Source organism: Marinococcus luteus, assembly GCF_034497705.1.
GTDB classification, from domain to species: domain Bacteria; phylum Bacillota; class Bacilli; order Bacillales; family Marinococcaceae; genus Marinococcus; species Marinococcus luteus_A.
Window position 1 is genome coordinate 232,823 of sequence record NZ_JAXRUV010000001.1, and the last position, 11,823, is coordinate 244,645.

General features: G+C 54.1%; 8 protein-coding genes. All 8 read left to right on the forward strand.

Features of this window, described 5'->3' with window-relative positions; all coding sequences use genetic code 11:
* The first annotated feature begins 65 nt into the window (after positions 1-65).
* Positions 66-335: a 30S ribosomal protein S15 gene (rpsO, locus tag Q9M42_RS01205; RefSeq protein ID WP_022792814.1), complete on the forward strand. Its 270-nt coding sequence runs from the start codon at positions 66-68 to the stop codon at positions 333-335.
* Between the two features lie 260 nt (positions 336-595).
* Complete coding sequence (locus Q9M42_RS01210; protein WP_322524706.1) at positions 596-2,698, forward strand: polyribonucleotide nucleotidyltransferase; 2,103 nt, start codon at positions 596-598, stop codon at positions 2,696-2,698.
* 84 nt (positions 2,699-2,782) lie between these two features.
* Positions 2,783-4,060, forward strand: a complete 1,278-nt coding sequence (locus tag Q9M42_RS01215) for a M16 family metallopeptidase (RefSeq protein WP_322524707.1) — start codon at positions 2,783-2,785, stop codon at positions 4,058-4,060.
* A gap of 98 nt (positions 4,061-4,158) precedes the next feature.
* Positions 4,159-5,205 carry an aspartate-semialdehyde dehydrogenase gene (gene asd, locus Q9M42_RS01220; RefSeq protein WP_322524708.1) on the forward strand — a complete coding sequence of 349 codons (1,047 nt, stop codon included), beginning with the start codon at positions 4,159-4,161 and terminating at the stop codon, positions 5,203-5,205.
* A 20-nt stretch (positions 5,206-5,225) separates the two neighbouring features.
* The gene (dapG, locus tag Q9M42_RS01225) at positions 5,226-6,470 is read left to right on the forward strand and encodes an aspartate kinase (protein ID WP_322524709.1); all 1,245 of its coding nucleotides are present in this window, start codon (positions 5,226-5,228) and stop codon (positions 6,468-6,470) included.
* A gap of 64 nt (positions 6,471-6,534) precedes the next feature.
* The gene (gene dapA / locus Q9M42_RS01230; RefSeq protein WP_322524710.1) at positions 6,535-7,407 is read left to right on the forward strand and encodes a 4-hydroxy-tetrahydrodipicolinate synthase; all 873 of its coding nucleotides are present in this window, start codon (positions 6,535-6,537) and stop codon (positions 7,405-7,407) included.
* 263 nt (positions 7,408-7,670) lie between these two features.
* The gene (locus Q9M42_RS01235; protein WP_322524711.1) at positions 7,671-9,335 is read left to right on the forward strand and encodes a ribonuclease J; all 1,665 of its coding nucleotides are present in this window, start codon (positions 7,671-7,673) and stop codon (positions 9,333-9,335) included.
* Between the two features lie 104 nt (positions 9,336-9,439).
* On the forward strand, positions 9,440-11,821 hold the full coding sequence (locus Q9M42_RS01240; RefSeq protein WP_322524712.1) for an FtsK/SpoIIIE family DNA translocase: 2,382 nt from the start codon (positions 9,440-9,442) through the stop codon (positions 11,819-11,821).
* Positions 11,822-11,823: the final 2 nt, after the last annotated feature.

An 11,823-nucleotide genomic window follows, 5' to 3' on the forward strand; every position in this document is an offset into this window, starting at 1 on the left:
TGCACGCGCCTCCTGCGGCTTGCGAGGAAATGGTTGAAACAAAATAACAAAAGGAGGTCGACTGAATGGCTTTAACACCAGAGCGTAAATCAGAGTTGATCGAAGAGTACAAAACACATGAAGGCGACACCGGTTCCCCGGAAGTGCAGATCGCTATTTTGACGGAGCAGATCGTTTCGTTGAACGAACACCTGCGTGAGCATAAAAAGGATCACCATTCCCGCCGCGGGCTTTTAAAAATGGTTGGTAAGCGCCGTAACCTGTTAACGTACGTTCGTAATCAGGACATTACACGCTACCGCGACATCATTAATAAACTCGGCTTGCGCCGTTAAGAATGACTGGGAAGCGGGAGGTATCTCCCGCTTTTTCTCTTACCTAAAAACAACCATGTGCATGACGTATGCGGCTGTGCGGTATAAAATGATCCCTTACGCACATCTCACAAGCTTAGCGCGTAAGCAGGCGGGGCTTCCGCGCTAAGCTTGTGCGCACGAAAGGGCTTCCACCCAGCAGGCAGTACCGGCGGGATGGAATATTTATACCCGGACAGTCAGACGTATACGTGAAAAAAACGTATAGGAGGTCCTGAAATTTGGAACAAGAAAAGAAAACCTACTCGATTGAATGGGCGGGGCAGACGCTGACCGTCGAAACAGGGCACATCGCGAAACAGGCAAACGGAGCGGTCATGATCCGCTACGGAGACACCGTGGTGCTCTCCACCGTTACGGCTTCAAAGGAACCGAAGGATCTTCCGTTCTTCCCGCTTACGGTAAATTACGAAGAGCGGCTGTACGCTGCAGGGAAAATTCCCGGCGGCTTTATTAAGCGCGAAGGACGACCGAGCGAAACAGCGGTTTTAACGAGCCGTCTGATTGACCGGCCGATCCGCCCGCTTTTCCCGGACGGCTTCCGTAACGACGTGCAGGTCATCAACATGGTGATGAGCGTGGACCAGTCCGCTTCCCCGGAGATTGCGGCCATGGTCGGTTCGTCACTTGCTCTCTCCCTGTCGGACATTCCGTTTTACGGCCCGGTTTCGGGTGCTGTTATCGGACGGGTCGACGGTGAATTTGTCGTCAATCCTTCGGAATCCGAAGCGGCGAGAAGCGACATTGAACTGACGGTTGCCGGTACAAAGGATGCCATCAACATGGTGGAAGCCGGAGCGAACGAAGTGCCGGAGGAAACGATGCTTGAAGGCATTATGTTCGGTCACGAAGAAATCAAGCGTCTGGTGGAGTTCCAGGAAGGCATCATCAGCGAGCTCGGCCAGGAGAAAATGGAAGTACAGCTGAAACAGACGGACAAGGATCTCGAAGAAACGATTCGCAGCCAGTTCCAGGACTCCGTGAAAGAAGCGGTCATGATTAACGATAAAAAAGAACGCGACGTGGCCATCCAGGAGCTGAAAACACAGATCTCCGAGCCGTATGAAGATGAGGAGCAGCATAGCGAAGTAAAAGATATCTTTGAAAAACTCGTTAAAGCAGAATTCCGCCGTCTGATTACCGAAGAGCATATCCGTCCGGACGGACGCGGCCCGGATGACATCCGCCAGCTCACATCCGAGGTGGACATTCTGCCGCGAACGCACGGCTCCGGACTGTTCACCCGCGGCCAGACGCAGGCGCTCAGCATCTGTACGCTTGGTGCTCTCGGAGAGGTGCAGATCATCGACGGCCTCGGCACCGAAACGTCGAAGCGGTTTTTGCATCACTATAACTTCCCGAACTTCAGTGTCGGGGAAACCGGTCCGATCCGCGGGCCGGGACGGCGGGAAATCGGCCACGGCGCTCTCGGCGAACGCGCCCTCGAAAAGGTCGTGCCTTCCGAAGAGGAATTCCCGTACACGATCCGCCTGGTGTCCGAAGTGCTTGAATCCAACGGCTCCACCTCTCAGGCTAGCATCTGCGCAAGTACGCTTGCTATGATGGACGCCGGTGTGCCGATCAAATCGCCGGTTGCCGGTATTGCGATGGGTCTTGTGAAGGAAGGCGACGACCTGGCCGTGTTAACCGACATCCAGGGCATGGAAGACGCCCTCGGCGACATGGACTTTAAAGTAGCTGGCACGGCAGACGGGGTAACAGCGCTGCAGATGGATATTAAACTCGCGGGCATTGACCGCGAAGTGCTTGAATTTGCTCTCAAACGGGCAAAAATCGCACGCATGAAAGTGCTCGAAAACATGCTCGCTACGATCAGCGAGACGCGCGGAGAGCTTTCCCCATATGCGCCGAAAATTATGTCCATGCACATCAAGCCGGATAAAATCCGTGACGTTATCGGCCCGAGCGGGAAAACGATCAATCAGATTATTGAAGATACCGGCGTAAAAATTGATATCGAGCAGGACGGTACGGTCTTTATTTCCTCGACTGAGCAGGATAAAAACGAGGAAGCGAAAAAAATCATTGAAGATTTAATTCGTGAAGTAGAGCCGGGCGAGACGTATTTAGGAAAGGTCAAACGCGTCGAGAAGTTTGGCGCCTTCGTAGAGCTGTTTAAAGGAAAAGAAGGCCTTGTCCACATTTCCCAGCTGAACCACGAGCGCGTAAACAAAGTGGAAGACGTTGTTTCCATCGGGGATGAAGTGATGGTCAAAGTAACAGAAATAGACAATCAGGGACGGATTAACCTGTCGAGAAAAGCGTTGCTTGCAAAAGAAAGCTCCGACACACCTTCTCAGTAATCCGATAATAGATCAGAAGGGACTTGGATTTCCAGGTCCTTTTTTTTATAAATACAGAGAGAATAAAAAAGGAGGACCAAGCAGATGGCGGAAACGAAATATCTTTCGAACGGAGTTCGGCTGGTCTCAGAGCACATTTCGCATGTACGTTCGGTGTCGCTCGGCCTGTGGATAGATGCAGGATCGAGGCAGGAACGGGCAGAGGAAAACGGAATGGCCCATTTTATTGAACATATGCTGTTTAAAGGGACATATGAACGGAGTGCAGCAGACATTGCCGGCTACTTTGACCGTATCGGCGGAGAAATGGAAGCTTTTACGGCAAAGGACACCACCTGCCTACAGGCCACCGTACTCGATGAACACGCGGAACAGACGGCGGAAGTGTTTGCCGATATGTTCTTTCATTCCTGTTTTGATCCGGTGGATGTGGAAAAAGAACGGAATGTAATTTTGGAGGAAATCAGCATGGTGGAGGACACGCCGGATGACATTATTCACGATATGCTCTGGAAGGCTTCCTACGGCAGCCATCCGCTGGCCCGTCCGATCCTTGGTACACGGCCGGTGATCCGTGAGATAACCCGGGAGCGCCTGCTTGATTTTTTCCATGATCATTATACGCCGGAGCGCCTTGTTATTTCGGCTGCCGGCAACGTGAGCGGGAAGCTTCTTGCCTGCCTTGAACGTTTATTTGACGGCTGGGGACACGGGCGCCGGGCGGAAAACCGGGAGGAAACAGCCGTGTTTGTTCCGGGAAGGGAGGTAAAACACAGGGAGACCGAACAGGCCCACCTGTGTCTGGGCTTTCCCGGTGTTTCCCGTTTTCATGACCATTATTTTGCGGAGGTGCTATGGAATAACCTGCTTGGCGGCTCCATGAGCAGCCGCCTGTTTCAGGAAGTGCGGGAGGAACGGGGGCTGGCATATTCCATCTTTTCTTCGTTTGAAGCCTTTGAACGTACCGGCTTTCATACGATTTACAGTGCAGCGGCGCCGGAGCGGGTGGAGGAGCTGATCAGGACAGTTGATGGGCTGTTTGAACGTTTGTCTGCTGGAAATATTAAAGAAGCGGAGATTGAAAACCACCGGTCGCAGCTGAAATCGGCTTTTGTGCTGGGACTGGAGTCGTCAGCTGCCCGCATGGCCCGGAACGCAAGAAACGAAATGCTGTTTGGCCGGCATCCCGGAATCGATGAAACCCTGGACAGGCTCAGCAGCGTGCAGCTCGAACACGTCGAAAAGCGGGGGCTTGCGATGATGCAGACGCCGCCGAGCGCTTCACTTATCCAGCCAGATGGCCGTGTGCCGGAGCTATTGAAGAAAAACAGCTCCAATTTCAGTGTGAGCATCGAAGAATAAGCCATAATTGCCCTTTTCAGTGCTGACAAGTGTGGTAAAATAAAGCAAAGTTTGTTTTAATAAATGTGAAATGGATGAACCAGAAAGGGAGAATGAATATGTCTAACGAAACATATACTGTAGCGGTCGTAGGCGCAACCGGCGCCGTTGGCCAGCAGATGCTGAAAACTTTAGAAAATAAAAATTTCCCTGTCGGAGACCTGAAGCTGTTATCCTCGAGCCGCTCCGCCGGTAAAAAAATGACGTTCAAGGGCCAGGAATATACGATTGAGGAAGCAACACCTGAATCGTTTGAAGGCGTGCAGATCGCGCTCTTTTCCGCCGGCGGATCCATATCCAAAGCGCTGGCTCCGGAAGCGGTTAAACGGGGTGCGATCGTCGTTGACAACACGAGCGCCTACCGGATGGACCCGGATACGCCGCTTGTTGTACCGGAAGTAAATGAAGAAGACCTCCGCAGCCACAATGGCATTATCGCGAACCCGAACTGCTCGACAATCCAGATGGCGGTGGCGCTTGAGCCGATCCGCCAGAAATACGGGCTGAAAAAAGTGATTGTCTCCACATATCAGGCCGTATCCGGTGCCGGGCTTGACGCGGTCGATGAAATGAACACCCAATCGACGGCCGTACTGAACGGTGAAGAAGCAGAAGCAAACCTTATGCCTGTCAGCGGTGACAAAAAGCACTACCAAATCGCTTTCAATGCGATCCCGCAGATCGACAAATTCCAGGACAACGGCTATACGTTTGAAGAGATGAAAATGATCAATGAAACTAAAAAGATCCTTCATATGGACGATCTCCCGGTAGCAGCAACATGTGTACGCCTTCCGGTCGCTACAGGCCACTCGGAGTCGGTATATATTGAAACAGAAACCGGCAACCCGGATGTCAAAGAGCTGCAGCAGACACTGGCCGAAGGCGAAGGCATTACCCTTCAGGACGATCCGTCCAACCAGGTGTATCCGATGGCTGTGAACAGCGTCGGCCTGCCGGATGTATTTGTCGGCCGTATCCGCCGTGACCTTGACCGCGAAAACGCGTACCATTTCTGGGTCGTATCGGATAATCTCTTGAAAGGCGCCGCGTATAACTCGGTACAGATTGCCGAAAGCCTGATCCGCCTTAATTTAATCAAATAACCTGTGAGGGAGCCGGACCGATGAATATAATCGTTCAAAAATTTGGCGGTACGTCTGTAAAAACGAAGGAGCTGCGCGAGCAGGCCGCCGGCCATATCGAAGACGCGGTGCGCGAAGGCTATAAAGTGGTGGTGGTCGTTTCTGCCATGGGCCGGAGCGGGGATCCTTACGCCACCGACACCCTTCTCAGCCTGATTGATGAAAGCGCGCCGGGAGAAGGCGGAGCCGAACGCGACCTGCTGGTATCGTGCGGGGAAACCATCTCCGCCGTGGTGTTTACGGAGCTTCTGCGCTCAAAGCAGCTGAAGGCCGCTGCCTTAAACGGGGCACAGGCCGGGTTTATTACCGACAGCAATCACGGCAACGCCAAAATCATTGATATGCGCACAGAAAAAGTGGAGGAGCTGCTTGCCACGCACGACGCTGTTGTCGTTACCGGCTTTCAGGGCGTCAGCGAGGACGGGATGGTTACGACGCTTGGACGCGGCGGAAGCGATACGTCAGCGACGGCGCTCGGCACGGCCTTAAAGGCCGAATGGGTGGATATTTTCACCGATGTTGAAGGCATGATGACGGCGGACCCGCGGGTCGTGGAGGACGCGAGGCTGCTTTCCACCGTCACCTATCAGGAAATCTGCAACATGGCGTACCAGGGGGCAAAGGTCATTCACCCCCGTGCGGTTGAAATTGCGATGCAGGGGAAGGTCCCGATCCGTATCCGGTCGACGTCGACCAAAGAGCCGGGCACGCTGATTACGTCCATGCTCGGCGGCGCCCCGGGCCGGGAAGTGGCTGAGCGCCTGATCACCGGCATCGCCCACATTCCGTCGCTCACCCAGATCAGCGTTACGGCGGATGCGGCACAGTCCGAAGACATGCATGCCCGCGTGTTTCAGCGGATGGAGAGTCTTGGTTTGAGCGTGGACTTTATTAATATAGGGCTTGAAAGCGCCGTGTTCACCGTTCCGGACCCGCATGCAAAAATAGCGGTTGATGCTCTTGAAGAGGACGGCTGGAGCCTTTCAGCGGTGCCTCATTGCGCTAAAGTCAGCGTAGTCGGCGCCGGTATGACCGGTGTTCCGGGTGTTGCTTCTAAAATTGTTACCGCGCTGTCAGAAGCCGGCGTTCCGATTTTACAGTCGGCGGATTCGCATACGACCATCTGGGCGCTTGTGCGGGAGCAGGATACAGATAAAGCTGTAGCTGCCCTTCACCGCGTATTTGATCTCGGACGTGCCGGTGTACGTCCCCCATCTGTTTCCTAGTAAGCTGCAGAGGCTCATCACGACCCGCACCAATTCCCTGCAGATGAGAGAAAGGAGCCGACCTATGGCTTTTGGACAGTTACTTACAGCAATGGTTACACCTTTTCATGAAAATGGCGACATTCACTGGGAGCAAGTCGAGCAGCTGACGGAGCATTTGATTGCGACAAAAAGCGACGGTGTTGTTGTAGCTGGTACCACTGGAGAATCCCCGACGCTCAGCAGTGATGAAAAACTGCAGCTGTTCCGGCGGGTGAAGGACATTGCCGGCGGCCGGATGGATGTGATCGGAGGCGTCGGTACGAACAATACGGCGTACTCCGCCGATCTGGCGAACGAAGCGACCAAGATCGGGATTGACGGCCTGATGGCAGTGACCCCGTATTACAACAAGCCGAACCAGGAAGGCATGTATCAGCACTTTCAGCGGATTGCCGCAGCCACGACGCTGCCCTTGATGATATATAATATTCCCGGGCGCTGCATCGTTAATCTGCTGCCGGAAACGCTCCTCCGGCTTGCGGAGATTTCCAACATTACGTCGGTAAAAGAGGCGTGCGGGAACCTTGATCAGATTTCGCACTTTCTTTCCTCCGCGCCGAAGGACTTCCAGCTTTTCAGCGGCGATGATTCGCTGACGCTCCCGACGCTTTCGGTCGGCGGCGACGGCGTGGTATCTGTAGCGGCGCACATTGCCGGGGAGGACCTGCAGCAGATGATGACGGATTTCTTTTCCGGAAACGTGCAGCGGGCTGCGGAAGCGCACCGGACGCTCCTTCCAAAGATGCGGGCCTGCTTTATGGCCCCGAACCCGTCTCCGGTAAAGGCGATGCTTGAACAGATGGGCATTACCGGCCGCTACACCCGTCTGCCGCTCGTGCCGCTCACGGATGCCGAAATCCGCCAGCTTGAGCAGTGGTTTACCGCCGCTTCCTAACGGTTATTTCTATCAGGACACCGACAGCCCAGCTGCCGGTGTCCCGTTTTATATACATAAAAAATACTGAAGGAATCGCCGGCGCGAGGCCGCTCAAAATGCCTTGGCGCAATAGTTTCTCTTGTATTTCAAAAACCGCCTGGGTTATACTGAGTATAAGTGATTTGTGCGGAAACCATTCACTCAAAGGGAAAAATGTTTCTTTTTGGGGCCGTAAATCGACGTCAGCAATAATTCATTTTTAATTTAGGAGGAAATATACTTTGGCCACACAAGCGAATGGTAACGTTCGTGTTTTTTCCCTTGGCGGTATCGGGGAAATCGGAAAAAATATGTACGTTATAGAATCAGAACAGGACATGATTGTCATAGACGCAGGACTAATGTTTCCAGAAGATGACATGCTCGGAATTGATATCGTCATTCCGGATATTTCATACTTAACACAGAACAAGGAAAAACTCCGCGGCATCTTTTTAACCCACGGACACGAAGACCATATCGGAGCTCTGACCTACATTCTCCGCCAGGTGCACGTGCCAATCTACGGCACCAAGCTTACGCTCGGCATCGTGGAGTCGTACGTGAAAGAAAAAGGTCTCCGCAAAAAGCCGGATTTCCGTGTGGTGCACGACAACAGTGTGATTCAGACCGGCCAGCTGAAGACAAGCTTCTTCCGGACGAACCACAGTATCCCGGACTCGGTCGGCATGGTCGTGCAAACGCCGGAAGGCATTATTGTCCATACCGGTGATTTCAAATTTGACCAGACGCCGGTCGACGGCCAGTACACGAGCCTTGATAAACTGACCGAGATCGGGAAGAAGGGCGTTCTATGCCTGCTTTCTGACAGCATTAACGCGGAAGTGCCGGGTGTGAGTCCGTCGGAAGCGATTGCCGGCAACGGAATCATGGATATCTTCCTGGAAACCGAAGGACGTATCGTGATTACAACCTTTGCGACGAACATCCACCGCATTCAGCAGGTGATCCAGGCAGCGGAGGAAAGTGGCCGCAAGATTGCCGTTAATGGCCAGGCAATGGAAAAAACGATTGAAATTTCGCGCCGGCTCGGCTATCTCGATGCCGAAGACGACATTTTCATTACGACCGACCAGGTCGAGGACATGGACCCGAAAAAAGTGGCTATTTTATGCACAGGCAGCCAGGGCGAGCCGGTCTCTGCGCTGATGAATATGGCGAAGGGCGAGGACGACAATTTAACCATTGAAGAAGGCGACATGGTTATTATCGCCGCCAACCCGGTAGCCGGCAACGAAAAAACGGTGTCGCAGACGATCGATTTTCTCTACCAGATCGGAGCAGAGGTCGTTATGGGCGAAAATGTGCACTCCTCCGGCCACGCCCGCCAGGAAGAGCTCAAAATGATGCTGAACCTGGTGAAGCCGCAGTACTTTATTCCAGTGCACGGCGAGTACCGGATGCAGTTCGTGCACGGGGAGCTTGCGGAAGAAACCGGCATGGATCCAAACAACGTCTTTCTGCTTGATAAAGGGGAAGTTGTGGAATTCAGCAAGGGCAAAGCCGTGAAATCCGGCAAAGTACCGGCCGGCAACGTCTTAATTGACGGCCTCGGCATCGGCGATGTGGGCAACATTGTCCTCCGCGACCGCCGCCTGCTGTCCGAAGACGGCATTCTCGTCGTCGTCGTGACGCTCAGCAAAAAATCCGGCACCATCGTAAGCGGTCCGGACATTATTTCCCGCGGCTTCGTTTACGTGCGCGAATCCGAAGAGCTGATGGAAAAAGCGCATAAAAAAGTATCCGAAACGCTGGAAAAATCGATCAGCGAAAATGTAAGCGAATGGTCGACGCTCAAAAGCAGCATCCGGGACTCCATGAGCCGTTTTCTGTTTGAAAAAACTAAACGGCGTCCGATGATTCTGCCGATTATTATGGAAATTTAAAAGCACGCGAAAAGCTTGCCATGACACACCCCTGCATTAGCCAGTTTGGCGGGCAGGGGGTGTTTTATTGAATAGAGTTTTTTCGGGGAGAAAGGAGCCAAACCATGGCAAAAACGGCGAAGCGGAAGAAAAAACGAACCTCGTCGAACAGAAGCAGGCAGCCGGCGTTTTCATGGCCGGCGCTTGCGGCAGCGCTGCTCGCCCTCGTATCGCTCGGCGGCTGGGGATGGGCCGGACAGCTGCTGCGCTCCGGTTCCCAGTGGCTTACTGGAGACCTCTGGTGGATATTGAACCTGTTTATACTCGCTTTTTCCACGGTCTGGATGATCAACCGGACCATCGTGAAGCAGTTTCCGGTGCGGTGGACAGGCGGCGCCCTTCTTTTCCTTGGGGTGCTTCTCTTTACGGAGGTTCGCTGGGCTTCGGGTTTCAATGATCCGGCGATTTCTGTTTTTATGGAAACGTTCGGCCGTGACGGCTGGCTCGACCGGTCCGGGGCAGCCTCTATCGGGGGCGGCACGATCGGAGCTCTTATCTACGATGCTGTTCATTTTCTGATTGGCACAGCCGGAGCTTATATTGTGTCCGTGCTTCTCATGATCGCAGGACTGTTTTTACTTATGCAGTGGTCTTTCCAACATACGATGCAGACAGGCGGGGCGTGGGTGGCCCGTGCCTCCAAACAGGGAGCGGCTCAGGCGGTCGAAAAAGGAAAACAGCGCCGGGCGGAGCGGAAAAAGCAAAAAGAAGCCCGGGGAAAAGAAACACCTGCACAGGCGGCGCCGAAGCAGAAGGAGACGCCTGAAGCACCTGTAGAAAAGTCGAAGGAAGGCGCTGAAAAGCCGAAAATCTTCTCGTTTACCGAACAGGCGTACCAGGAGCCGCCGGCGGCCAAAGAGGCACCAAAGCCGGAGGAGCCCGTACGCAAAAAAGAAGCGCCGGCAACGGAAGCAGTCGAGGCTCCGGCCGAATCCGGACCTGACGTGGACCGCTCGGATATGCTGAGCGTAACCGAGGGGGAAACGGAAAACAAAAATTATCAGCTGCCCGCACTTACGATGCTCTCAGCACCAAAAAATCAGAACCAGCAGCAGGAGCGTTCGCAGATTTCAGCCAACGCCAAAAAACTCGAGGAAACCCTGCAGAGCTTCGGGGTGAAGGCGAACGTCTCGGAGGTTCATTTAGGGCCTGCGGTGACCAAATATGAAATCCAGCCGGCCGTTGGGGTAAAGGTGAGCAAAATTGTGAACCTCTCCGATGATATCGCGCTCGCGCTCGCGGCACGGGATATCCGGATTGAAGCCCCGATTCCGGGCAAATCTGCCGTCGGCATTGAAGTGCCGAACCAGGAGGTGGCGATGGTGACGCTCCGGGAGGTGCTCGAGTCGCTTGAGAAAAAAGACGACCACGTGCTTGATGTCGCGCTCGGCCGGGACATTTCCGGTGAACCGATTCTTGCCTCCCTGCATAAAATGCCGCACCTGCTTGTCGCCGGGGCGACGGGAAGCGGAAAAAGTGTCTGCATCAACGGCATCATTACGAGTATTCTAATGCGAGCACGTCCGCATGAAGTGAAGCTGTTGATGATTGACCCAAAAATGGTGGAGCTGAACGTATATAATGGCATCCCCCATCTGATGGCTCCGGTCGTTACTGAACCGAAGAAGGCGGCCCAGGCGCTGAAAAAAGTAGTGGCCGAAATGGAACGCCGCTATGATCTGTTTTCGCACACCGGCACGAGAAACCTTGAAGGCTACAACGAATGGATCCGGAAGCAGAACGATAAAGGCGGGGCCAAGCAGCCCGAGCTTCCGTACATTGTCGTCATTGTCGACGAGCTCGCCGACCTGATGATGGTGGCCTCAAGTGAAGTGGAGGATGCGATTACGCGTCTCGCCCAGATGGCACGTGCGGCCGGCATTCATATGATTATTGCGACCCAGCGTCCGTCCGTGGACGTCATTACCGGGGTCATCAAAGCGAACATTCCGTCGCGGATTGCGTTCGGGGTATCGAGCCAGACGGACTCCCGGACAATTCTTGACAGCGGCGGAGCGGAAAAGCTGGTCGGGAAAGGCGATATGCTGTTTTCCCCGATCGGCTCCAACAAGTCGACCCGTGTGCAGGGGGCGTTTGTGTCCGACCATGAAGTGGAACAGGTGGTGGAGGCTGTCGTTGCCCAGCAGAAAGCCAAGTACCAGGAGGAAATGATCCCCGACGAGCAGCCGGCGCAGGCCGAACGGCCGAGCGACGAGCTGTTTGACGAAGCGGTGGATATGATTCTGCAGATGCAGAGTGCCTCGGTATCGATGCTGCAGCGCCGGTTCCGCATCGGTTATACGCGGGCAGCCCGCCTGATCGATGAAATGGAGGACCGCGGCATTGTCGGGCCATACGGCGGAAGCAAGCCGCGTGAAGTGCTCGGCGATACCCGCGGCGGAAGCGGCGAACCAGCCGAAGAAAAGGAAGATACGCACCATAGTTGAGG

Excerpts from the sequence above, each read along its gene's own strand:
- rpsO (WP_022792814.1), top strand. The coding sequence starts at position 66 with ATGGCTTTAACACCAGAGCGTAAATCAGAGTTGATCGAAGAGTACAAA.
- Q9M42_RS01215 (WP_322524707.1), top strand. The coding sequence starts at position 2,783 with ATGGCGGAAACGAAATATCTTTCGAACGGAGTTCGGCTGGTCTCAGAG.
- asd (WP_322524708.1), top strand. The coding sequence starts at position 4,159 with ATGTCTAACGAAACATATACTGTAGCGGTCGTAGGCGCAACCGGCGCC.
- dapG (WP_322524709.1), top strand. The coding sequence starts at position 5,226 with ATGAATATAATCGTTCAAAAATTTGGCGGTACGTCTGTAAAAACGAAG.
- dapA (WP_322524710.1), top strand. The coding sequence starts at position 6,535 with ATGGCTTTTGGACAGTTACTTACAGCAATGGTTACACCTTTTCATGAA.
- Q9M42_RS01240 (WP_322524712.1), top strand. The coding sequence starts at position 9,440 with ATGGCAAAAACGGCGAAGCGGAAGAAAAAACGAACCTCGTCGAACAGA.